The sequence below is a fragment of the Shewanella sp. 2_MG-2023 genome, from assembly GCF_030548905.1.
Taxonomy (GTDB): Bacteria; Pseudomonadota; Gammaproteobacteria; order Enterobacterales; family Shewanellaceae; genus Shewanella; species Shewanella electrodiphila.
Genome location: NZ_JAUOSO010000025.1, coordinates 20,786 through 46,921 on the forward strand (window position 1 = coordinate 20,786; position 26,136 = coordinate 46,921).

Below are 26,136 nucleotides of genomic sequence, written 5' to 3' on the forward strand. Positions count from 1 at the left end.
TTCTATTTATATTCGAGCTAAGTATATTCGAGCTAAGTATATTCGTGCTGGATATATTCGTGCTGGATATATTCGTGCAGCTGATTTTATTCGAGTGTTAATTTAGCAATAAACTCAATCGAGCATAAACAATGGACCCATTGGTGGTTTGGGTAGCCCATAATGCTCAGGGTAAGTCACATCAACTAAATAAAGGCCATTAGGCTTTGATGTTGGCGCAGCATACTTGCGGTCTTTTAATGCAAGCAGCTCATTAACCCATTCCACTTTTTGGTTTGATTGACCAATCTCAATCAAAGTACCAACAATATTACGCACCATGTGATGTAAAAAAGCATTGGCTTTAATATCAATCATGATGAACCTGCCTTGACGAGTTACATTAACGAACTCAATGGTTCTCACTGGGCTGTGGGCCTGACATTGAAGTGCACGGAAGCTGGTAAAGTCATGCTCACCCACAAATAACTGCGCGCCTTGATGCATTAACTCATGGTCAAGTTCATAGTGATAATGGCTTAAACCATTACGCAGAATGCCAGGTCTAAATTCACTGTTATCAATAATATAACGGTAACGACGTGCCGTAGCAGAAAAACGCGCATGAAAGGTATCATCCACCTCTTTTGCCCAGCGAATAGCAATGTCATCAGGCAGTTTGGCATTAACGCCTAGTGTCCATGCCGACATTTGACGCGTTGATTGCGTATCAAAGTGCACAACTTGACCTGTGCCGTGAACACCAGAGTCGGTTCTACCGGCACAAATTATCTCAATTGGTTCATTGGCTATTGATGATAAAGCCGCTTCGATTCTCGCTTGCACAGAAGTAACTTCTTTCTGTCGCTGCCAACCGAAATATTGACTACCATCGTATTCGACACCTAACGCCACACGCATTGAAATAACCCTCAAGTTTAAAGAGCGCGCATTTTAGCACAAAAAAAACGGCGCATGCATGCTGCGCCGTTTGATCATGTTTGTTGCCTACTTAACACACTACACTCGCTGAATATTAGCTCATATCGTTAAGTAATTTACCCGCTTCAGTTTGTTGGCGCTCATTACCATCAATTTGCACTTCTTTTAAAATGGCTTTAGCTGCATCTTCGTCTTCAATTTCAATATAAGCGCGAGCTAAGTCTAATTTGGCATTAACCGAATTTTCTTCATCGTCAACATCAATCATTTCGGCGTTGCCTATGAGTGCATTCACTTCACCCATATCTACATCAACATCTTTATATTGATCACTCAACTCAACATCTTCGTCTGCGTCATTAAGTAATTTGTCGATATCGATGAAACCATTTTCTTGCTCAAAGGTATTCAGCATGTCTTCTGAAGGCTCAGCTGCGTGACTGGTTTCAGGAGTTTGACCGACTAAGTCTTCGCTACCACCTTTCGCTTTAAGGCTTTCTTGAGCATCTAAAGCGGCCAATGCTTCATCGACAGTTAAGTTATCATCAACTAATTGATAGCTATCATCGTCGTTATTTATTGCTTCAGATTGCTCAGCTGCTGGGTGATTAGAAGCTTGTTGAAATAAATCTGCTTCCCAATCAATACCTGGCGCACCGGTTTTTTTAGACTTTAGATCATCGAAGAAACCAGACTCTTTAGCGACGAGTTCACTGTCAGGTTGCTCTTCAACATTTAATGCGCTGTTAGTCGCATTAATGCTTTTGTCTTCAGTTGTATCGGATTCATCGGTGGTTGAAAGGTCAGCCAGCATGGTATCGAAATCTTGTTCTGAAATCGTTTCATCATCGTTTGAAAATAACGCCTCTTCTTCATCAGCGATTTTATCAACGTCAAAATCTGCTAAAAGAGCATCGAGTTCATCGATATCAGAATCTTGTTCATCATTGCTTTGCTGCGACAGTTGATCTTGTTGCTCAGCGGCTAATAACTCAGCCACTAACGGATCTTCATCAGTCTCTGCTTGCGTTGCTGCTTGAGTATCATCTTGAATATCTAATGCTGACTCATCGCCTGGGGCAAACTTAAGTTCTGTTGCATCTAATTCAAGTTCACTAGATTCAGCCGATGTTTCATCCTGTAGCTCTGTCTGCTCTAGATTACTAACATCTAAATCAGCCAGTAACTCATCTAAATCCGCATCAGCTATCGCAGGGCTCTGCGTAGATAAATCAAGTTGTTGCTCTGGCTCTGACTCTGACTCTGGCTCAAGTTCTGGTTCTGGTTCTGGTTCAGGTTCAAGTTCGGATTGTGAAGTATTCTCAAAAGAGCCTAATTCTGAATCTTCATCGATTGATTCTTTATTAACAGACTCTTTATTAACAGATTCATTATCAATAGGTTCACTAGCAATAGGTTCATTAACAACCGAAAGATGAGAGTCTTCTGCTTCGATATCGGCAATAATGTCGTCGATATCGGCATTAGAATCTGCTTCAGTTTCAGCCAGTTCAGCCAGTTCAGCCAGTTCAGCCAGTTCAGCATCAAGGGTTGAGCTTTTAGCCTCTAACTCATCAACATCTGATTCATCAACAGCAACACTTTCTACTTCTGTGTTTTCACTAGAAGCGCTTTCAAGCTCAGAAAGTAGCGAGTCAATATCATCATTATCAGATTCAATATGAAGCTCTGATTCAATTTCCTCAAGTTCTGCACTCAGTACTTGCTCAACATCAAGCCCTTCGTTGCTCAGTGGAGCAAATTCTTTTTCTGGATCAACTTCAGCAATAAGTTCATCAATATTGGCGGTTTCATCTAGGCTAACTGAAACATCATCCTCTAACTCAGCTGCAATCTCTGCTGTGAAATCATGTTCTTCTTCAGTTGGTGCATCGATAGATGCTAATAAAGCGTCGAGATCATCTTCATCCGCTACTGCATTAGCATTAGTATTAGTATTAGTATTAGTATTAGTATTAGTATCAGTATCAGTCTCAGTTACTGCTTCTGTTTCCACTGGCGCTTCACCAGGTACATCGTCTTCTGGCAAATCAAAATCAGCTAATAAGCTATCAATATCATCTTGTGGATCTGTATCCGCTGCTTTTTCTGCAACTGGCTCTGAAGTTACATCGTCTTCTGGCAAATCAAAGTCAGCTAATAAGCTATCAATATCATCTTGTGGATCTGTATCCGCTGCTTTTTCAGCATCTGGCTCTGAAGCTATATCGCCTTCTGGCACATCAAATCCAGCTAATAAGCTATCAATATCATCTTGTGGTTCTGTATCCGCTGCTTTTTCTGCATCTGGCTCTGAAGCTACATCGTCTTCTGGCACATCAAATCCAGCTAAAAGACTGTCAATATCATCTTGCGGATCTGTATCCGCTGCTTTTTCTGCATCTGGCTCAGAAGCTACATCGTCTTCTGGCACATCAAATCCAGCTAAAAGACTGTCAATATCATCTTGTGGATCTGTATCCGCTGCTTTTTCAGCATCGGGGTCAGAAGCAACATCGCCTTCTGGCACATCAAAGTCAGCTAAAAGACTGTCAATATCATCTTGTGGATCGATAGCCTCTTCTGTTTCAGAAATCGCTTCATCTGAACGAGTTTCTGGCTCATCTAGCCCAGCCAATAAACTGTCTAAATCGTCTTCATCGGCAACACTTTCAGATACGGCTTCTTCTGCTGGGGTATCAAGTCCCTCAAGTAGGCTATCAAGGTCATCTTCATCCGCTTCAAGCGGCTGTAGGTCTTCCTCTTGCTCTTCCATGGCTTCAGCCCAAAGGTCATCAAGTGATGTCCCTTCAGCTTCTTCCTCAGTTGTTTCTGCATCTTCAGTGATATACATATCAGCATCGGATGAGTCATCAAGACTTAACTCTTCTGTTGCTGCACTGTCTAAATCCAGTAAATCATCAATATTGTCAGCACCGGCCTCGTCATCATCCAAATGGATAGCCAAGTTTTCAATGTCATCAACTTCTGGCTGAACCTCTGTGACAGCCTGTTCAGCAACAGGAGCTGTAACGTTTTCTGGTTCAGTTGCCGCTTTACTCTTACGGCGCATTAACCAAAATATAATTAAGAAAATAACGATAAGAGGCAACGCAGCTAAAACGGCCAATAAAATCATGTTGTCAGAAATCGAACGCCAAAAGTCAGTCGGCTCTTCTAGTACTTCAGGTTTATTGTTTTGCTCAATAAGTTGCTGGTGTGATGCTTCTAACGCTTGATGTTTTTCAGTCAGTAGCTGAAAGTCTTCTTGCATTGCAGATAGCTGCAAAGTGAGTTCTTGAATTTTTGCTTTTAGTGCCGTGTTGTCAGCATCTTTAACCATCAACATATCTTCTGAGCGTGCTAACTCATCGGTCAGTGACAGCACTTTAGTTTGCTCATCTTCAAGCTTGACCGTTAGCTCATCAATTTGAGGCTGAACTTCTTCAGCAGCTTGTTTAGCAAGCTCTTCTGCAGTTGGTTGCTGAGTTTGTGCCACGATTTGTAACGGCTTTTGCGCTGAAGGTGCGATGTTTGTCGCTGCTTGATTGTTCGTGGCGGGAATTGTTGCTGCTGTTGTGGTTCTCGGGTTGGCATTAGGCAAGCGCTTATCATTATTTTCAGCCCGAGTTTTAGCGTCAGCACGGCTTATTTGCGCCATGACATCTGCAGATGGCACTAATAGCGTCATACCGCGTTCTAATGAATTGTAATTATTACTACTAAAAGCGTGAGGGTTCGCATCAAACAATGCTGCCATCACTTGGTAAACAGAGATATCTTGATTAGGTCTGACTTTTTGAGCAATGCTCCAAAAAGTATCTGAAGATGTTGTTGGACCATATTGACGGGTTGGCGCTGAACTTACTTCACCATTAGGGCCAGTAATTCTGAGCGTTTCTGCATGAGCAGGCTCGATAATATGAGAAGCAGAAACAACGGCCAGTGCACAGGCCATAATGCCAACAAAATAAGAGGTACGAAAAATCATCAATCTTTCCCTTTGAGCGCAATCGAGTTGTCTTCATGACAACGGGCTTTAGGTCATTTATTTTTATTAATTAAGACTATAAACCAGATTTAGTCACCCTGCTACTGCTGACAGCGGTAAAACGAAAAAAGCCTGCAGGCTGCAGGCTTTTTAGTCTAAATAACTCTATTCATAGTAGATTAGTAATAATCTCTAACAAGAACTTCAGCTATTTGAACACTGTTTAATGCAGCACCTTTACGGATGTTATCGGCCGTAACCCATAAATTTATACCGTAATCGTGAGAAATATCTTTTCTCACTCGGCCAACGAATACTGGATCGGTACCTGCTGAGTCTGTCACTACTGTTGGGTAGTCTTCATCATTTTCAAATAAAACAATACCTTCAGCATCACGTAAAACAGCTTTAACTTCTTCTGCTTCAACAGGTTGGCGAGTTTCTAAATGCACAGCTTCAGAATGTCCGTAGAACACAGGAACACGCACTGCCGTTGGGTTAACCACAATATCGTGATCGCCAAAAATCTTCTGTGTTTCCCACACCATTTTCATTTCTTCTTTGGTGTAGCCGTTTTCCATAAACACATCGATTTGCGGTAATACGTTAAATGCGATTTGCTTAGGATATACCTTATTTTCCGCAGGTAGACCTTGTAGTAACTTAGATGTTTGACCTGCTAACTCATCAATCGCTTGCTTACCAGAACCTGATACAGATTGGTATGTTGCAACGTTAATACGTGAAATACCGAATGCATCATAAATAGGTTTTAGCGCCACTAACATTTGAATCGTCGAACAGTTAGGGTTAGCAATAATGTTACGGTTACGGAAGTCAGCAATTGCTTGTGGGTTCACTTCAGGCACAACAAGTGGTACATCGATGTCGTAGCGGAAGTGCGATGTGTTATCAATCACAACACAGCCATGCTCTGCCGCAATTGGTGCCCATTTAGCTGAGACATCACCACCAGCAGAGAAAAAGCCAATTTGTGCTTTGCTCCAATCGAACGTGTCCACATCAAGAATTTCTACTTGTTTTCCATTAAAGCTAACGGTATCGCCAGCACTTCGGCTGCTTGCTAATGGGTATAAGTTCGCGACTGGGAATTTTCGTTCTTCGAGGATCTCAATCATAGTTTGACCCACTGCACCCGACGCACCTAAAACAACAACATTAAATTCCTGTGACATAATTAACGCTCGACTCCTGAAAAACCTAATTTAAGCATCCAATTTACCTCAGATTGCCCCGTGTTGACTAGCGACAATGCACTAAATTCACGTCTATGAGTGTGATTTTTTCTCATATGGTCAAACCCATGGTTATTAAGGAAGCTATTTCTAAACAAATAGTCATCATCATTGAGGTTATAGACCAATCTGGCAATATTAAGCAGCTGTGTTTCTGATAACGCATCATTGATATCAAGCTTGCTAATACTAAAAGCAGGTAACAAGTTACTGACGCTTTTATCAACATCAATATTCATAATCTCGCACAGTTTTTGAAACAACATATGCGTGCCTCGCGCTTTGCCTTCAAGGCTGTAGCCGGCAATATGCGGTGTGGCAAATTCAACTAAGGGCACGAGTTCAGGCATAGGGGTTGGCTCGCCTTCCCATACATCTAGGACCAGTTTTAAATCAGCTCTTTGTTGCTTCACTTTTATCAAAGCGCGGTTATCTATTACTTCGCCGCGACAGCAATTTAACAGCCAAGTATTGGGTTTTAATTGGTTAAGGCGCGTTTCATCGAACATATACCATGTTTTATCTTCACCAACTCGTGTAATTGGCACATGAAGACTGATGATATCGGCCTGCTCGATGATCGTATCAAGGGATACAAATTCACGGGTATTGCTGTTGCCAATTTGCGTCTGCTCTCGCGCTAATACAGGATCGCACAATAGCACCTCAATGCCGTATGCTTTTAAACAATGTTCAAGAGCGGAGCCAGTATTGCCAGCACCAACAATGCCAACCACTTTGTTTTGTAATGGCCGCTTAAATCGTTTAGCTAACTCAAGCATTGCAATAAAAGCAAATTCACCCACTGCGGTTGCGTTACAACCAGGCGCATTGGTAAAAGGAATATTTTGCTGCTGTAAATAATCCAAGTCGATATGATCAGTACCGATAGTGGCACTACCGACAAATTTAAGCTTATTAGCTTGTGCTAACAGTTGCTGGTTCACTTTAGTGACAGAACGTACCAATAAAACGTCAACATCAACCAATTGTTCAGGCGTTAACTGACGACCATTAACACGGGTTATTTCGCCTAATTCGCCAAATAACGCTTCGACATAGGGCATATTCTCATCAGCAACAATCTTCATATTTGGGATTTACCATCATAAAACGACTTAATGGGCTTATTCTATCAAGTTATTAATGGCATTCGTTACCTACAAAAACGAAATAATGTGTTTTGTTTATAAAAGCTTATGAATTGAGCAACATTTTCTTCATTTCTACTGGCCTAAAAACAAAAAGCCTTTAACGTTTCCGTTAAAGGCTTCAAATCTAATTTGGCATGAGCTCAAATAATAAGGCTATTTATATTTGCGCATCACTAACGTGGCGTTTGTGCCACCAAAGCCAAAGCTATTGCTCATCACAGTCGTTAGTTCAGCATCACGATATTCTGTGACTAATGGAATGCCAGCCGCTTTCTCATCCGGCGTATCAATATTGATACTTGGGGCGATAAAACTGTTTTCCATCATCATTAAGCTATAAATCGCTTCATGAACACCTGCAGCGCCTAAAGCATGACCTGTCATTGATTTAGTTGAAGCCACTGGCGGCATGTTTTCAGGGAAAACTTCATGCAATGCTTCAAGTTCACGTACATCACCCACTGGGGTAGATGTACCGTGAGTATTAATATAATCAATTGGCGTATCAACATCAGCTAAAGCCATTTGCATACAACGCACAGCGCCTTCACCAGATGGAGCTACCATATCGTAACCATCAGAAGATGCACCGTAACCAATAATTTCGGCATAGATTTTAGCGCCACGGGCTAATGCGTGTTCTAACTCTTCAACAACAACGATTCCGCCGCCGCCAGAGATAACAAATCCATCACGGTCTGCATCGTATGTACGCGATGCTTTTTCTGGTGTGTCATTGTACTTAGTTGATAACGCGCCCATTGCATCAAACCCCATAGTCAGGGTCCAATCTAATTCTTCAGCACCACCAGCAAATACCATATCTTGCTTACCCATTTGGATAAGTTCTGCCGCATGGCCGATACAGTGAGCTGATGTCGCACAAGCTGAACTGATTGAGTAGTTCATGCCTTTAATTTTAAATGGCGTTGCTAAACATGCACTCGCCGTACTCGCCATAATGCGCGGTACAATGTATGGACCTACACGTTTAACGCTTTTTTCGCGTAACGTATCTGCCGCTTGAACTTGGTTTTTAGAAGAAGCACCACCCGTGCCGACAACTAAACCCACACGATGATGAGAATATTGCTCTTCTGTTAAATTTGCATCACTGATTGCTTCTTGCATCGCAATGTATGCGTATGCTGCTGCATCACCCATAAAACGTAACGCTTTACGGTCAATGTGATCTGCTGGGTTTAATTTAATATCGCCCCACACATGACTGCGTAATTTCATTTCTTCGAATTGGTCAGAATGGGTAATACCACTGCGTCCAGCTTTTAGTGAATCTGTCACTTCTTGCTTGTTATTACCGATGCTTGAAACAACACCTAAACCTGTTATTACGACTCTTTTCATTTTTTGCTATCCATTTTGTACGTGTCAGTACCTAATTTTGCTGCCGCAATGATATCCGCTTTAGACGAATAAAGTGGTCAGCTTTCAGTAAACATAGGTAAAATAATCTCAATAAAACCAATTTGAGTATGAGCTTTGACCCAATTAACCACTGACTTCCCTATAGTTACCCGAGATTGTGCATCAATATCGGCCAATTTTCCAAGTAGTTACTGTCAAAACCCTGATTATGCAGCAAGCATAAGGCATTATTATGAAAGTGTCTTGTCTCATAAGCCAATCTCGAGCAAAACCCTGTGTATTGGGCAAATTGGGCTCGGAGTTGGTATGGAGGCCATGCTACTTTGGCAATTATCTGAACAATTTAATCAAACAATACACTTAAATGTTTTTGAACATTATGGCTTAAATGCATTTGAGCTCGTTAAGTTAATGACGCTTGCTGATAGTGAAATCAATCAATCATCACATTGCTTTCATCATTATGCACAGCTGCTGCAAAATGCATGTATTGCTAATATCGAGGGTTGTCAGCGACTCAGTTTCAATCGCGGTCAATTTATCATCGACTTATACTTTGGTGATTATGCCCGCAACGCTCAGAGCTTGCCATTCAGTCAGCAAGGTCAAATAAGCCATTGGCATTGCTTACCTCATACGACTGAAGCGGCGTATTTTGATCAACACCTAACAGAAAAACTTTTCTGGCAAATGGGTCGAATAAGTCTAGATAATGCCAATATTTACGCTTTTGATACTGATGCAAACTCCAAGCAATTAGCACCGTTTACACAGCTCACAGGCTTTAATCTTGTTTCTAGCCCAGAAGCTATTAAGGCGAATGAACAGACCAGAATGCTGCAAGAGATCCCTTTATGTGAGCGCAGAGCATTACGTCAGTCTTTGCAAAGTGAATATGCCTATTCACTGCCTTCAAGTGCTTTTGTCACAAACGATTTAACTGCAAGCGCTTTAGCTACAAGTGCTGTAACCGCAAGCTCAGATACAAACAATGTTAATGACTCAATTGCGATTATAGGCGGTGGCATTGCAGCAGCTCACCTTGCTTTGTCGCTGGCAGAGAAAGGAAAAAGTGTCACAATTTACTGTAAAGACAAAATGCTGGCTGATGGCGCTTCAGGTAACAAACAAGGGGCGATTTACCCGCTGTTAACCCCAGATAACAGCTTAATGAGCCAGTACTTCCAACAGGCCTTTTTGTATAGTCGTCGCCGCTTGCAAGAACTCACCGCTGCCGGGCATCAAATCGACCATCAATTTTGTGGCGTACTGCAAACAGGCTTTGATGAAAGAAGCGACGCGAGATTAAATAAAATAATTGATGGTCAAGATTGGCCAAGTGAAATTGCATTTGCCGTTAGCCCACTTCAAGCCAATAACATTGCCAAGATTCAAATCGACAAGCCAGCATTTTATTACCCATTAGCAGGTTGGATTTGTCCCCATGAATTTGCAAATGCGGCAATTAAGCAAGCACAGCAGATAGCCGGCAGTAAAGGTAATGAGGTGATGGTAAAGCTGAATTGTGAGATTTCAGCATTAACTAAATCAGGAACGAATTGGCGATTAACCTCGACTGAGCATAATGAAGTAAGTAAGCAACATTATGAACATCCCGAAGTTGTTGCAGCATCTGGGGCACAGCTAACGGAGTTTACACAAACCCGTGCACTTCAAGTCACTGGGTTTCGCGGCCAAGTGAGTCATATCCCGTCAAAAGGTAAACTGGCCGAATTAAAAACGGTGATTTGCGCTCATGGTTATCTCACCCCTGAAAATAATCAACATCATTGTGTAGGGGCAAGTTACGTCAAGTCACCTGAAAACCTTGATTACTGCCCTGATGAACAGTTAGAAAATGCCCAAAAAATGCATCATAGCTTTCCAGACAGAACATGGGTTAATGACATAGATGTTTCAGATGAAAATGCAAGAGTCGGCGTGCGAATGGTCACCCGCGACCATTGCCCTATGATGGGTTTAGCTCCGGATATAGATGCGATCTTCAAGCGCTACAATACTGAACCATTAAAAGACCATCAGCTTACCGTTACAAGCCGAAAATTTTGGCGGCATCAACCTGCACCATCACATCAAGGCTTATATGTATTAGGCGGTTTAGGCTCAAGAGGGTTAAGTTCTGGGCCATTAGCTGCAGAAGCATTAGCATCTATTATTTGCAAGCAAACGCCACCCATCAGTTACGATATGTTTGCCATGCTCAATCCAAATAGAATGTGGTTAAGAAAATTGCTTAAAGGCAAATCGCTAATCTAATCGATGGCGATTATTCCAAAGGAATGACAGATGAGCACGAAAAATGAAAAGATACATCAAGCTTATTTAGGCGAGCTATACGGTATTGCCTTTTTTAGTTTACTGCAAAATGTTGAAGAAGATGAACGGCGAATAGAACTCTGGAAGAAACTGATTGAAGTAGAAACTCTCACTGCTGAGTTACTGTTATCTCACTTACTCAAGCAGACGGAGCGATTCAGCTTTCCTGTCGAAACCATGACACAAAAAGGCCATGATGACGCACAAAAATGGCTTGATTTGTCATGGACAGAATTACTGCAAACTTTGGTTAATTGGGTAATCCCTTACGAAGAAGAGTATCGTCAGTGGGCAACAGATTGCACTGAGCATAATAAGATTTTTGATTTAATTGCAGCCCATGAAACCGCTATTCTAGATTGTTTCCGGGCTGAATTAGCACAAAAAAATGGTCAAGTAGAACTTGACCATTATATTAAGCAGCTTATTCATTAGAGCGTGCTTAATTCATTAGCGAGCGCTTAGTTTATTAAACAGCCTGTAGACTAAGCGCCTAGTTAGCTCAAATTAGTGCTATTTCTTCCACGTTTTGACTTTAGTGCGATTATTATTATCTCGACTCTCGCGGATCAGTTCATCATCCGCTGCGATTTGTGCACTTTTAGCCAGTCGATCATATAACAATACATTGACTGAGGCCGCTAAATTCATACATCCCACCGTTGGCACATAAACCACCTCATCTGCTGCATCAATAATTTGCTGCGGAATGGTGCCATCTTCAGGGCCAAAGATATAAAAAGCATCTGCAGGATGTTCAAATAACGGCAACGGTGTTGCGCCAACCACTAAATCAACACAGATTATTTTAGCGTTTTTGGGTGCTTGTTCTAGCAACGATTCCACCCGTGTTAACGGGATCGTTTTGGCTGCATTTTTAGTATCAACATCATATTGTGCTTCACCTGAGCGAGCCGCCAATTCATAACGATTACCCGTATAAAATACCGCATTCGCTTGATAACAACCTGCTGCGCGCATAATCCCACCCACATTTACAGGTGTTTTAGGATTAACCAGCCCGATTGAAGCTGTTGATATATTCTTTTGTTCTGTCATGCCAATTCGCTTACTAATACTTATTTTATATCGCTGATGATTTGACGTAATTGTTGCCAAGCCGTTTGCACTAAAGCAAAGTCGGCAGCTTCTAACTCATCATCTGCCAATGCTAAACAATCGACCATTTTGTCATCTAGGGCATCAATACCGCTAAGTTGTTCTTGTTCAAGCTGAGAAAAAACCACTGCAATATGACCCTGTAAGTAACCGCTGGCAAATAGCGCGTCATCATTACCATTGGCAACAGTGTGTTCAATCCAACCTTCTAAAGCTGCATCATACTTCTCTAACATGGTCTAACTCTCCGATAAATCTGGGTTGGCAACTTGGTACATCACGTAATCGTGGTATCCAGTGGTAATTTTATAATAACCAGTAAGTGCACTATCTAATTCAGGGTCGCCACTATCCACAATTAATGGCCGTCCTTCAAGTGCTTTTAGCTTAGTTTTTGTTGCTAAGATAATAATATTGTCTTTTCCGACCTGCTTAATTAGCTCTGGCGAGAGTTGCTGATTACCACGACCAAGAATATGCCCCTGACCGCCAATTAAGGTAATGACTAACTTCGTCGGTTTATTAGTCGTCAATTCAAGTAACTGATTAGCGGTGACATCAGCAGCAACCACTTGCTCATTCTGGATAACATCCACACCCAATAATGTGTTGTCTAGATTAAGCTCTTCCATTAACGCAGCAACCGTTGAGCCACTGCCTATGATATAAAGCTCATCTTCCATTTGATTAATAACATCAGCAGCGATATCAGCAAGCACTAACTCGTCGACCTCTTTACCGCCCATTTTAACTGCTTGAATATAACGTGGCTCGGCAGGTACTAGCATTTCACCAAAGCGTTTCGCTTTAACTGTGCCTTGCCTAAATGCTTGCTCATCGATATCCATCACATCAGCCGTCATCAAGCTCACTAACTCGCCTTTAAGTAGCATATTGACTACCACACCAGCAGCATGCGGGGTTATCGCGTATACGCCAGAGTGAATCTTCACTCCAGCTGGCACGCCAAGTACTGGTATAGCGTCATCAACTACGGCAAAAATATCTCGCGCAGTACCGTCGCCACCCGCGAAAAGTAATAAATCGAGTGACTCGTTCATTAACGCTTCTACTGTGAGTTGTGTATCTCGAGCGTGAGTAAGTTGATGATGTTGTGCTTGCTTATCTGGTGTCAAAGTCTCGTTTGCCGCAGTCGAATGCACACAGGTCACTGTAAACCCCATTTTCTGCGCGAGGTTTTGGCCCATATCACCGGATGCGGTAATAATATCAATTTGATCTTTAAACGGCTCAATTACGGCTAATGCTTGTTCCATTCTTAAGTTAGCTTTTGGCTCTGCGCCCTTTTCAATTGCCAATTGCGCCACATTATCAGAACCTTTGAGGCCTACACTGCCACCTAATCCTGCTAATGGGTTAATAATCAAACCTAATCGAAAACGCTTCACTGCAATCAATCCTCTATCACTTTTCTAATGAACTTTAACAATGCTAGTTAAGTTAATCTTATTCACGGGCAATATGTTATGTATTAGCTTTTGACTTTCAAATAAGGTTTTGGCTCACGAATAGCCAATGTAGCTAATAATGCTAACACAGCGCAAAAAGAAGCAAATAACCAAGTTTGACTAGCACCTGAACCATCACCCCAAATCATACCACTCACCCATATTCCAATCGCGCCGCCTAAACCAAAACTTAAACTAGCATAGAGCGCTTGGCCTTTGCTTCGATGCGCAATATCAAAATTACGATGAATAAACTGAATTGACGCTGCATGTGTTAAACCAAAAGTGAATGCGTGAAGTGCTTGGCTAATGGACAACAGTAAAATATTATCTACGCCATATGCCAATAAGATCCACCTTACAACCGTAAAACCCATACTGACTATCAAGAGTAATTTAACCCCAAACCGACCCAATAATCTTGGCGCAAGCATGAACATTAAAATTTCAACCACCACGCCAAAAGCAACGAATAAACCTGCTATGCCCTCGGTATAACCTGCTTGTTTAAGATATAAAACAAAAAAGCCATAGAAAGGCCCTACACTCATTTGCAGTAATATCGCTGATATAAGAAACCAAATGATAGAAGGAGACAGTGTTAAAGGCGGTCTTGAGCCTACGTCAGCTAAGGACGCTCTATTATTGGGTAATGCCAAAGCACATAAGAACATGCCGATAAAAAGTACCATCCCAATTGAAGGGACAATTTCAGCACCGAACTCACTGATACAAAAACCTGCAATGATGACTAAGCAAATATACCCGACACTTCCCCAGCTACGTATTGCACCATATCGATGGGACTCATCCCCTAAACTTTCGAGCGTTATGACCTCAAGCTGAGCCAAAATCGCATTCCAAAAAAAGGTGTATACCATCAAACTGATAGCTAAATATGTGAGGCTGCCATCAAAGAAAAAGCTGACATAGGTAATCGCAGCGGCTGCAGATCCGAATTTAACTAACTCAGAACGCATACCGGTTCTATCGGCAACCATAGCCCAAACATTGGGAGCAATAATTCGCGTTCCCATAAGGATTGCCATCAGAAAGCCAATCTCTTGGGCATTAAAACCTCGGTTATCAAAAAACACACCAAGGTATGGAACCATTAAGCCAAGAATTGAAAAAAAGAAAAAGTAACAAGCGCTGAGCCAACGAACGTTAGGCTCAGCTGATGACGCATTAGGCATTTATTTCATACCGATAACGGGAGTTTCAGAAACCACGTCCTGATTTTGTGCGCGGTGGCGAAGTAAGTGATCCATTAATACAATTGCAAGCATTGCTTCTGCAATCGGCACAGCACGGATACCAACACAAGGATCATGACGCCCTTTTGTGACCACATCAGCCGTAGTACCTTGAGCAGTCATGCTTTGACCAGGAACTGAAATGCTTGAAGTTGGCTTAAGTGCAATATGAGCAACGATAGGTTGACCAGAAGAAATACCACCTAACACGCCACCAGCATGGTTTGACTCAAAGCCTGCTGGAGACATTAAATCACGCCCCTCAGAACCTTTTTGGGTTACCACACCAAAACCATCACCGATTTCAACGCCTTTAACAGCATTAATGCCCATTAATGCATGAGCAATATCAGCATCAAGACGGTCAAATACTGGCTCACCGAGTCCAACAGGTACGCCTGTTGCCGCAACGGTAATTTTAGCCCCGACTGAGTCACCTGATTTTTTCAAATCACGCATGTACTCATCCAGTTGCTCTAATTTAGACGCATCAGGAAAGAAGAAAGCATTTTGTTCAACTTCATTTAAATCTACTGATTCTGCGCAAATAGGACCGAGCTGAGACATGTAACCGTTAATTTCGATACCATGAACTTGCTTTAAGTATTTTTTCGCTACAGCGCCAGCAGCAACACGCATTGCAGTTTCGCGAGCAGACGAACGTCCACCGCCACGATAATCACGTAAACCGTACTTTTGCTGATAAGTGTAATCAGCGTGGCCCGGACGGAATAAATCTTTGATATTGGAATAATCTTGACTGCGCTGATCGGTATTTTCAATCAATAAGCCAATGGAAGTACCTGTGGTTTTATCTTCAAACACACCAGATAAAATACGCACCTCATCAGGCTCGCGGCGCGCAGTGGTATAACGTGAGGTACCAGGTCGGCGGCGATCTAAATCGTGTTGCATATCCTCAACGGTAAGTTCAAGACCTGGTGGGCAACCATCAATAATACAACCTAATGCAACACCATGACTCTCGCCGAACGTCGTCACGACAAAATTTTGACCTATGCTATTTCCCGACATGCTATCTGATAACCTCAACGTAATTTATTTTTTCTAATCGTTATTATTCACTATCTTTATAGATGGCGAAAAGTGATTCATTTTCAACTAGCTGATCATATGTAAGTACAAACACACCGTCTCCGCCATGTTCAAACTCAACCCAGGTGAATGGCACATCAGGGAATTGCTCATTCAAATGCACCATTGAATTACCGACTTCAACAACAAGTAAACCATCAGGTGTCAGATAATCAGCAGCATTAGCCAGAATACGCTTAGTTAAATCTAAACCATCACGACCTGATGCTAAGCCAATGGCTGGCTCGTGATGATACTCATCTGGCATATCGCCAATGTCTTCTTCATCTACGTATGGTGGGTTCGATACGATCAAATCGTAATGTGGGCCTTTTTCAATTGCGGAGAAAATATCCGATTGAATAGGGAACACGCGATCTAATACATTCAGTGATTCGATGTTTATTTGTGCCACTTCTAATGCATCTTCACTAATATCTAACGCATCAACTTCAGCATCTTCAAATGCATAAGCGCATGCAATGGCGATACAGCCACTACCGGTGCATAAATCCATCACTCGAGTAACAGGCTTGTTATATAACCAAGGACTGAAACCATTGTTGATCATTTCAGCGATTGGCGAGCGCGGCACTAACACACGTTCATCAACGTAAAACTCTAAATCAGCAAAACGTGCTTTGTTGGTTAAATATGGAACGGGTAAACGCTCACGAACACGACGAATAATTAGCTCAACAATTTTGTGTTTTTCACTGCTGGTCAAGTTGGAGTTAACCACCTGCTGACCAATTTCTTCAGGAAGATGTAAAGCATGGAAAACCAAAGAAATAGCTTCGTCCCAAGCATTATCAGTTCCGTGCCCATAATAAATGTTCGCATCATTAAAACGGCTTACAGCCCAACGCAACATATCGCCAACGGTTCTTAATTCGGTGACAGCTTCATCTACAAAGATTTTATCCAAAACATAACTCCTGAAAAATTGTTCCTGACCATTGTAACTGAAGTCTATTAAGATGACCTAGAATTCAATACAATAGCGCCATGAATAAAGAAAATAATCCTGACTTTGCACTGTTTTCAGAGCAATTTGGCGGTGTTAAGCCGTTAAATCAAGATAAACATCACTTTAAGCAGTCGGTCAAATCCAAACAACAAGTCGAAGTAAAAGAACAACAAGTTTACGCTGATAGCTATTTTTCAGATAATTATCATCCGATATTACCTGTTGAAGGCCCTATGCGTTGGCTCAATGAAGGCGTAGAGAAAATTGAATTAAAGCGTTTGCGCCGCGGAGATTATCAGCCTGATTTGCTACTGGACTTACATGGCATGCGCCAAGCAGAAGCTAAGTTGGAATTGGCTGCATTGCTACAGGCTTGTGTAAAACAGCACATTTTGTGTTGCTGTGTCATGCACGGTTATGGCTCGGGAATATTAAAACAGCAATTACCGATGTGGCTGGCTCAACACCCTAAAGTTAAAGCGTTTCATCAAGCCCCTAAAGAATGGGGAGCGGATGCTGCATTATTGATTTTGATTGATATTGGCGAGCATGCGCATCGAAGATAAGCTGTGATGTTTATTTACCAGTGCTCTTAATTTCGATCCCTTAATTTAAGAGCTCTACTTTAAGAGCTCTGTATTTATGAGTTCAAAGGTTATGAACTCAAAGGTTATGAGCTCTAGGCTTATGAATTTTAAGGTCATGAATTCAGTATTAAATACATAACAATTCGCTTTATGCACTTATTTGAGCGGGTGTCTGCATTAAGTCAAAATGACCGCCATGCTCATTACGCTTAATTGAGGCAATGGCTGACGTTGCAAAAATGGGCGGTTCCATGCCTGCGACTAACTCACTGACCATGTAGCCAAGAATAGGCATGTGTGCAATCACTAACACTTTCTTAGCTTGATAATGTTCGGCATATGCCAAAATAGCATCGACAGCAATTTGTGGGCTTCCTGATGGTGTAATATCATCTAACACTAACCATTTACTTGGTTCAGGTAGATGTTTAGCAACTTCTTGCCAGGTTTGCTGAGCTCGTAAGTAAGGACTAACAATCACTAAGTCTACACTGCTGACTTTTTCAGTTAACCAATTGGCCATGGCGTTAGATTGAGTGCGCCCTAATTGTGATAGCATTCTTTCTCTATCTGATGGTGCATCAAAACCAGCTTCACCATGTCGCATCAAAAATAGCTGCATACTTCTATTGCTGCTCATTATCGCTACTCATTATTATTGTGTTTGTTTTCCAATTGTAGCCTTAAATATCGCATCTACAAAGTAACAATGAAGTAAATTTAATTAGTCTTTAGTCGATATTTTCATTAGATATTTGCTAAAAGCCGCCAACGAGATCAATATATAACAAGCCTTCTTATCTGGAGCATTATCTTGACCATAAAACCAGACACAGCACAAAACAAACTAAATAGCATAGTCACCAGCCCAAATGATCATCGCCAATACCGACATATTGTGCTTGATAACGCATTAAGGGTATTACTCGTTGAGGATAAAGCAGCGACTCAAGCTGCTGCATCGATGACAGTCTCTGTTGGTCATTTTGATGATCCGATATCACGTCCTGGTATGGCTCACTTTTTAGAGCACATGCTGTTTTTAGGCACAGATAAGTTTCCGGATTCTGGCGAGTACCATCAGTTTATTAATCAACATGGTGGTTCAAATAATGCTTGGACAGGCACCGAGCAAACAAACTTTTTTTACAGTATCGATGCTGACCACTTTGAAGAGTCATTAGATAGATTCAGTCAATTTTTTATCGCACCCAAATTCGATTTAGAACTAGTAGACAGAGAAAGACACGCCATTGACTCTGAATATAGTTTAAAGCTTAAAGATGATATTCGACGGGTATATCAAGTTCAAAAAGAGTCCGTTAACCCCGCTCATCCTTTTAGTAAGTTTTCTGTGGGCAACCTGCAAACCCTTGCAGGAAATGAAGCTGAAGTGAGACAAGAGTTATTAGACTTTTACCAATCGAAATACAGTGCAAATATTATGACGCTCTGCTTGGTATCCCCCTTGTCACTGGATGCGCAGGCTGAATATGCGGAACATTTTTTCAGTTCAATTAACAATCGAAATGTTAAAGCAAGCTATCCTGATACTCCCTATCTCGATGACAATGCAAAGTTAAAACATATCAACATCGCCCCCGTTAAAGATCAAAAAAGATTAAATATCAGTTTTGAGCTCCCTTGCATTGAACCCTTTTATCAACGTAAACCACTGACGTTTATTAGTCATTTACTCGGCAATGAAAGCCCTGGCAGTTTACTTTCTTATTTAAAAGAGCAAGGCTTGGCAAACAACCTGTCAGCGGGTGGTGGTGTCAATGGTTATAACTTCAAAGATTACAGCATCAGTATTCAGCTTACTGAGAAAGGGTTACAGCAAATAGACTCCATAATTGAGTGCACTTTCGAGTATATTCAATTAATTCGTACTTCAGGAATAGAGTCTTGGCGTTATGATGAAAGAGCGAGCCTTTTGTCTACCGCGTTTAAATACCAAGAACAAATTAAAATCCTTGATTTAGCCAGCCATCTCAGTATCAACATGCAGCACTATGAGGTTGAAGATATTGTATTTGGTGATTATCGCATGGATGGATTAGATGCAGATGAAGCACTCGCTCTTTTAGCTATGTTCGTACCAAGCAATATGCGTACTCAGCTTGTTTCAAGAGAAGTCAGTACTAACCAGCAAGCTAAATGGTATTTCACACCTTACTCAATTGAGGAAATACCTGAAACCAAAATTGCTCTCTGGCAACAAGCCGAACCAAGAAAAGAGTTATCACTGCCGACTAAAAATCCTTTCATCGTCAGCGATCCACAATCACGTATTGAATCGAGTAAGAGTGATGTACCTGTAGTTGTAGCTGAAGATGAAGGTTATCGAATTTGGCATCGTAAAGATGATGAGTTTAATGTTCCTAAAGGTCATTTATATCTTTCGTTAGACTCTGAAAATGCAAGCCCTACCCCTAAGCATGCCGCGTTAACCCGTTTGTATGTTGAAATGGTTTTAGATTATTTAACTGAGTCAACCTATCAAGCTGAAGTAGCAGGACTTAATTACAATATATATCCTCATCAAGGTGGCATTACCTTACATTTAACTGGGTTTACCGGTAATCAAGAAACTTTGTTGGCCTTGGTCATAGATAAAGCTAGAGAAAGAAACTTTACCCAAGACCGTTTTAAACTCATCAAAAAACAATTACTCAGAAGCTGGACTAATGTTGCACAAGCAAAACCTATCGCTCAATTATTCTCCAGCTTAACGGTTACCTTGCAAAAACGTTCATATGAACCCGCTAAGATGGCCGAAATGCTTGAAGATGTCACCTTAGATGAACTACATGACCATGTAAGCGCATTTTACGAGAAAATCTATGTCGAAGGATTGGTTTATGGAGATTGGCTAGTCAGTGAAACGCAGCAGCTAGCAAAACGTTTGAAACTCGTGCTTTCACTGGTAACAAAACCCAGTTCAGAATCAAGCCGAGAACTGATTAATCTTACCGATAGAGGCACGTTAATGCGTGAACTCTCAGTCGAACATCAAGATAGCGCCATTATTGTTTACTACCAATCAAATGAAACTAGCGCTCATAATATTGGTTTATTTAGTTTGCTAAACCACACAATGTCGTCTACTTTTTTCCATGAGCTTAGGACAGAGAAACAGCTTGGTTACATGGTAGGAACAGGATATCTGCCACTCAATCGCCATCCAGGGATGATATTCTACATACAATCTCCAACCACCGGACCTCGCAAGTTACTCGAAGCTATCGATGAGTTCATTGCAGACTTTAATTACGCTGTTATGCAAATAACCAAAGAGCAATGGGAAGCCACTAAGCTTGGATTAATAAATCAAATTTTAGAGAAAGATGCCAATCTTAAGAGTCGAAGCCAGCGTTACTGGGTCTGTCTTGGCAATAGAGATTACGACTTCAAACAGCGTGAAAGAGTCGTTGAAGAAATTAAGCAATTTACCCGTGCAGATTTGATTAAGTTTATTGTTAGTAATATGCGTAGTAAACACAGTGACAGATTAGTGATGTTTAATGCTGGTGAGCAGCATAATCAGTTAGAACCAATGCCAACAGCACAGGTCATTACAGATTTAAAAGGCTTTAAACATGACGCTGATAAATTTGAGTTCTAGAAAAACAGCCTAGCGTTTATAAACTTTTACAAGTTTTATAAAAACACCAATGGGAATAAATTTGCAGTATAAAAATCTAATTAGACATCAAAATACAGTGTTTTAAGGATGTTTTTGAATCAAACAAACACATTGGTTGTACAAAATAAGCACAAGTGTTCGAGTGGGACTTTTTTTATTCTTACCAATTTTTGACAAACTATTAACTTTCTGAAAAAGTGGAGTATTACATTGAATAAATCTCGTTTACAGAAGATAAAAGTATAATTTTTATGCAAATGATAAGTCGGTTGGTAATTTGTACATTTCTCCTAGCCCATGCTTTAACGGGGCTCGCTTTTGCTGATTCTGGTACTAATTATGATCTCACTCTTAATACCGAAATTTATAATACCGAAGATGGCTTATCACAAGTCACAGTTACTAGCATTATTGAAGACAAAGATGGCTTTGTCTGGTTGGGAACTGTAAACGGGTTAAATCGTTTTGACGGAACAAATTTTAAACACTTTTTTGCTGAAGATGGCCGCTCAAACTTACCAAGCTCTTTCATTAAAACTTTAATTGTAGACAACCAAAACAGGATAATTGTTGGTACTGATTTAGGTTTAGCAATGTACGATGATGAATCCGAATCATTTACAACAATAGAAATTGATAATAAGCCTTTGTCAGAAGCCATTTGGTCAATAGCACCTCTTTCTAAGGGGATAGCTATAGGTTTAAATAATAAAATTATAATATTAAGTGATAACCTTACTAGAGTATTATGGGAGTTTAATAGTGAGGTTTTACAAGAGGTCAAAAAGGTCATTGAAGTAGGTAACAGCCTCTTTATTCGAAATTATAATGGTATTGTTTTTAAGTTGGAAGATAATAAGCTATCAACGGTTGCTTATAAATCTAATGACATTGGAATCATTTCAAATAAATTATTTATATCTACTAATGATGGTTTGTACAGTATAAAAAATAATAACAAAGAAAAAGTGTCAGATATTGTTATGACCTACCTTGAACCATCAAGAAGCGGTGATGAGTTAACTTCAATAATAGACTCTGACATTGTAAGGATAGATAGTACTAACAGAATAAAGAAAATAGGGTTTATCGATCAAGATGCATCAAGAAAACGTCCTTATATAAAAGAAACTAAATCTGCCATATTTATAACCGATGTCAATTTAGGTGTCATTAAAATAGATAGAAATCGAAATCTTATAAAAAACTCAAAATTTATTAAAGAAAACATTTGGGCTATTACACAAACAGATGAAAATATATTTTTAGCAACAGACTCTTTGGATGTTAGAGTTTTAGATAAATCGCTAAAATATTTATACTCAGTAACGATTGAAAACGCATCAGGCCCAAAATCGATAAAAGTTTTAAACAACCAACTCTATACAGGAAATATTACAGGTTTAACTAAAACAGACCTTTCGACTTTAGAGACTGTTCAAATATTAAATAGACATATTAGCAACGTAAAAATAAGTGAGAGTAAAGATAAAATATATGCTTCGACTATCAATGGCAAAGTATTTGTTATAAAAAACTCTAAAGTTATCAACACGCTTACTACTGGTGAAAGATATCCAATATTCGATTTAATTGAAAAAAACAATGAACTTTGGATAGCATCTCAAGGTGGGTTATTCAAAATTAAAGATGGTAATACAGAGAAAATATTCTCTGAAAGCATGGTTACCACATTAAAATTTGATGAAAACGATCTCTACTTTGGTACAAGAAACTCTTTATTAAAGCTGAATATCAAAACTAACGAGTTAAAAGAAATATTTAGACATAACAAACTAATATATTCGATAGAGATTTTCGATAACTTTTTAGTTTCAGCCTCAGCGATGGAACTAAATATAACGAATAAAACCAGCTTTAAAAATTTAAAACTAACAAATAGAAACGGTTCTCAAAGCGATTACAACTCTTTAGCTTCATTACATATTGGAGATTATTCTTTATTTGGAGGCACTAAAGGAATCAGCATTGTAAACCCGAATGAAATATATAATGATATTTTAATGTCAGGAAGCACTAATGCAGCTTTGATTGATTTCTCATTATTTAATGTTTCAGAAAAAATTGGTGGAACAATCTTAAACAAACCAATAAACAAACAGAGCAATATCACCTTAAAATACTCTGACTACCCTTTTACCTTCACGTTTGTTACTCCAGGACAACCTCTAGAAGAGTTTGACTTTTATTACCAAATGGAAGGATTAAATGATAGTTGGTTGCCCTCGCAAAATATAAACTCAGCAACATACACTAACCTTTCTGCTGGAATTTATAACTTCCATGTTTATGCTATTAATAAACTTTCAGGAAAACAAAGTGAGACCAAGTCTATTCAAATAACGGTCACCCCTCCTTGGTATTACTCTTTTGAAGCAAAACTTTCCTATACATTACTATGCTTTATTGTACTGTTTATTATAACTAAAATAATTCTTCGCCGTCGTCAAATACAAAAACAAATCGCACTAAGCGAAGAAAGATTAAAGCTATCTCTTTGGGGGAGTGGCGATGAAATGTGGGATTGGGATATCGAAACGGGAGAGATATACCGCTCTAATATCTGGGGAACTTTAGAATTCCCTCAAGATGGTCAACGTTCAGGTAAACCTGGCGAAGAAAGTAATATTCATCCATTAGATCAAAACCGAGTTAAAACAGCGCTTAATGACCACTTTAAAGGCCTTACAGATCATTTTGAAGTTGCTTATCGTGTCAAAAGTCGTGAAAACCTTTGGATGTGGATTTTAGATAGAGCAAAAATAGTAGAAAGAGATCAGAAAGAAAACCCTGTTCGAATGACAGGAACAATAAAAAACATTAATAATTTAAAACAAACTGAAGAACAATTACGTTTGTTTGAGCGCGCCATTGAAAATATCTCAGAGGGTATGTTTATCCTCGATGAAAAATATCGTTTTGTTGAAGTCAATGATGCCTGTTGTGAACTTACAAACCAATCACGCGAAGAGTTTATTGGTCAACTATTCAGCTTTGGCCGCTACCCTGAATCATATTCAAATCAAATCCATGCTTCACTGTCACAACAAGGTTGTTGGAGTAATGAACTAGAAGCAAATAAAGGTGATGGTAGTCATTTCCTGATGGAACTCACTGTTGATGCAATATACAACCAACAAGGCGAAACCACTCATTATGTTGGTGTATTCTCAGACATTACCCGTCGTAAACAACAAGAAGAAGAATTAAGAAAGCTCACTAACAGTGATATTTTAACGGGCCTTCCTAACCGTTCTAGCCTTCAAGTTACCTTGAATAATTTAGTTAAAAAAGATATTCATCACACTTTGATGGTTTTAGATTTGGATAACTTCAAGCGGATTAATGACTCTCTTGGTCATCAAATTGGTGATGAGTTACTTGTTGATGTTGCCAAACGTATTCAAAACAATGTGCCTAAACATGTGAGTTTATATCGTTTAGGCGGCGATGAATTTGCAATTTTAGTTGATCACAACCCTGATATTGGGTCTTGTGCAGCAATTGCCTCACGGATCATTGATGCTTTAAAAGAAGAGTTTAAAATTGACGATGAGTCATTAGTTGTGGGCTTGAGTATTGGTATTGTGCTGTATCCAGAAGACGAACAAAATGAACAAGCCTTGCTACGTAAAGCAGATATTGCCATGTATCACGCAAAGTCAGGCGGTGGCAATCGTTATCAATTCTATTCAGAATCATTAAATCAGAATGCATTACGTCAACTGGAAATTGAAAACTTAATTCGAGAAGGTCTTAAAGAGGATCTCTTTGAAGTTTACTACCAACCTAAAGTGGATTTGAAACAAGACAGCCTCGTTGGCATGGAAGCTTTGGTTAGGCTAGTTCACCCCGAACACGGAATTATTGCTCCTAATGAATTTATTCCATTAGCTGAAGAAAACGGTCTTATTGTTGAAATCGGTGATTTAGTTTTACGAAAAGCTTGCTTTGCAGCACAGAAATGGCGTGAACAAGGCATTTTTAACGGCCGTGTCGCCATTAATTTATCATCTAGACAGTTTGCCCTTCCCGATCTACAACAACGTATCTCCAGCGTCTTACAGCTTACTAAGCTACCTGCTTGTCATTTAGAATTGGAGATCACTGAAAGTACAATCATCAAAAACCCAGAAAATGCAATTAAAGTTATGAACCAACTTGCCCAAATGGGCGTGACCTTAGCGTTGGATGATTTCGGTACTGGTTATTCATCATTATCTTATTTAAAGCGTTTCCCAATCCACTGTTTAAAAATTGATAAGTCATTTGTTGATGACATCAGTAAATCAGATAGAGATCTGAAAATGGTAGACAGTATTATCACCATCGCACATAACATGGGCTTATCAGTTGTCGGTGAAGGGGTTGAAGATGATGCTCAACTCAATATATTGAAAGCGCTAAAATGTGAAGAGATCCAAGGTTACATTTTTAGTAAGCCAGTACCAGAAGTTGAATTTACCAAGTTATTGAATATCAATTTCAACAAACAAGAAGAAAAGCAAATTATCAGTTAACATTGGCACAACAAGTGCAACTAGCAGTTCAGACGTCAAATAAAAAACTTTTTTATTAACCCTGAACTGAGAGACTAAAACAATGATTAACGGAATTATCATAGCTGCACTTCTAACTTCGACTTCTGCTGCTAACACTACAATGGAAGTACTCCCTACTATTCACCCTGAAATGGTTAAGACAGTAGGACTACCAAACATTAAGTTCAGCAACACAAATGCCCAAGTCGCTGGCCTACCAAACATCAAGTTCAGCAACACAAACACACAAGTTGCTGGTCTGCCAAACATCAAATTCAGCAACACAAACACGCAAGTAGCCGGCCTGCCAAACATCAAGTTCAGCAACACAAACACACAAGTTGCTGGTCTGCCAAACATCAAATTCAGCAACACAAACACGCA

At 40.1% G+C, this 26,136-nt stretch carries 16 protein-coding genes and 1 pseudogene; 5 read left to right on the top strand and 12 right to left on the bottom strand.

The annotated features are described in order from the left end of the window. Nucleotides 1–114: 114 nt before the first annotated feature. The 5 genes from truA to fabB form a co-directional block, all read right to left on the bottom strand. A complete protein-coding gene (gene truA, locus Q4600_RS19500) occupies nucleotides 115–900 on the bottom strand; it encodes a tRNA pseudouridine(38-40) synthase TruA (protein WP_102527174.1) in 786 nt (261 codons plus the stop codon). Nucleotides 901–1,015: 115 nt separating this feature from the next. Then, entirely contained in the window at nucleotides 1,016–4,912 is a 3,897-nt protein-coding gene (locus Q4600_RS19505; protein WP_303517977.1) for a FimV/HubP family polar landmark protein, read from the bottom strand. Between the two features lie 179 nt (nucleotides 4,913–5,091). Beyond that, nucleotides 5,092–6,108, bottom strand: a complete 1,017-nt coding sequence (locus tag Q4600_RS19510; RefSeq protein ID WP_102529486.1) for an aspartate-semialdehyde dehydrogenase — start codon at nucleotides 6,106–6,108, stop codon at nucleotides 5,092–5,094. A gap of 2 nt (nucleotides 6,109–6,110) precedes the next feature. Beyond that, entirely contained in the window at nucleotides 6,111–7,259 is a 1,149-nt protein-coding gene (locus tag Q4600_RS19515; protein WP_303517975.1) for a 4-phosphoerythronate dehydrogenase, read from the bottom strand. A gap of 216 nt (nucleotides 7,260–7,475) precedes the next feature. Next, a complete protein-coding gene (gene fabB, locus Q4600_RS19520) occupies nucleotides 7,476–8,687 on the bottom strand; it encodes a beta-ketoacyl-ACP synthase I (RefSeq protein ID WP_102529488.1) in 1,212 nt (403 codons plus the stop codon). A 327-nt stretch (nucleotides 8,688–9,014) separates the two neighbouring features. On the opposite strand from fabB, the gene mnmC reads away from it, so the two are divergent. Both mnmC and Q4600_RS19530 read left to right on the top strand, forming a co-directional pair. Then, nucleotides 9,015–10,985, top strand: a complete 1,971-nt coding sequence (mnmC, locus tag Q4600_RS19525) for an FAD-dependent 5-carboxymethylaminomethyl-2-thiouridine(34) oxidoreductase MnmC (protein ID WP_303517972.1) — start codon at nucleotides 9,015–9,017, stop codon at nucleotides 10,983–10,985. 30 nt (nucleotides 10,986–11,015) lie between these two features. Beyond that, complete coding sequence (locus Q4600_RS19530; protein WP_303517970.1) at nucleotides 11,016–11,480, top strand: hypothetical protein; 465 nt, start codon at nucleotides 11,016–11,018, stop codon at nucleotides 11,478–11,480. Between the two features lie 78 nt (nucleotides 11,481–11,558). On the opposite strand, the pseudogene Q4600_RS19535 reads toward Q4600_RS19530, so the two are convergent. From Q4600_RS19535 to prmB, 6 genes and pseudogenes are all read right to left on the bottom strand, one after another. Beyond that, a pseudogene (locus Q4600_RS19535) lies at nucleotides 11,559–12,071 on the bottom strand (RNA methyltransferase); the annotation flags it as partial. Nucleotides 12,072–12,124: 53 nt separating this feature from the next. Beyond that, nucleotides 12,125–12,400 carry a YfcL family protein gene (locus tag Q4600_RS19540; protein WP_102529492.1) on the bottom strand — a complete coding sequence of 92 codons (276 nt, stop codon included), beginning with the start codon at nucleotides 12,398–12,400 and terminating at the stop codon, nucleotides 12,125–12,127. 3 nt (nucleotides 12,401–12,403) lie between these two features. Beyond that, complete coding sequence (locus Q4600_RS19545) at nucleotides 12,404–13,573, bottom strand: ATP-NAD kinase family protein (protein ID WP_303517966.1); 1,170 nt, start codon at nucleotides 13,571–13,573, stop codon at nucleotides 12,404–12,406. Nucleotides 13,574–13,656: 83 nt separating this feature from the next. After that, entirely contained in the window at nucleotides 13,657–14,829 is a 1,173-nt protein-coding gene (locus tag Q4600_RS19550) for an MFS transporter (protein WP_102529493.1), read from the bottom strand. After that, nucleotides 14,830–15,924, bottom strand: a complete 1,095-nt coding sequence (gene aroC, locus Q4600_RS19555) for a chorismate synthase (protein WP_102529494.1) — start codon at nucleotides 15,922–15,924, stop codon at nucleotides 14,830–14,832. Nucleotides 15,925–15,967: 43 nt separating this feature from the next. Beyond that, complete coding sequence (prmB, locus tag Q4600_RS19560; protein WP_102529495.1) at nucleotides 15,968–16,912, bottom strand: 50S ribosomal protein L3 N(5)-glutamine methyltransferase; 945 nt, start codon at nucleotides 16,910–16,912, stop codon at nucleotides 15,968–15,970. An 80-nt stretch (nucleotides 16,913–16,992) separates the two neighbouring features. Here prmB and smrB point away from each other — a divergent pair, with 80 nt between their 5' ends. Beyond that, a complete protein-coding gene (smrB, locus tag Q4600_RS19565) occupies nucleotides 16,993–17,520 on the top strand; it encodes an endonuclease SmrB (protein ID WP_102529496.1) in 528 nt (175 codons plus the stop codon). A gap of 169 nt (nucleotides 17,521–17,689) precedes the next feature. On the opposite strand, the gene sixA is transcribed toward smrB, so the two are convergent. Next, a complete protein-coding gene (gene sixA / locus Q4600_RS19570) occupies nucleotides 17,690–18,163 on the bottom strand; it encodes a phosphohistidine phosphatase SixA (protein ID WP_303518017.1) in 474 nt (157 codons plus the stop codon). Nucleotides 18,164–18,355: 192 nt separating this feature from the next. On the opposite strand from sixA, the gene Q4600_RS19575 reads away from it, so the two are divergent. Both Q4600_RS19575 and Q4600_RS19580 read left to right on the top strand, forming a co-directional pair. Further along, a complete protein-coding gene (locus tag Q4600_RS19575; protein WP_303517956.1) occupies nucleotides 18,356–21,169 on the top strand; it encodes an insulinase family protein in 2,814 nt (937 codons plus the stop codon). 272 nt (nucleotides 21,170–21,441) lie between these two features. Next, complete coding sequence (locus tag Q4600_RS19580; protein ID WP_303517954.1) at nucleotides 21,442–25,731, top strand: EAL domain-containing protein; 4,290 nt, start codon at nucleotides 21,442–21,444, stop codon at nucleotides 25,729–25,731. Nucleotides 25,732–26,136: the final 405 nt, after the last annotated feature.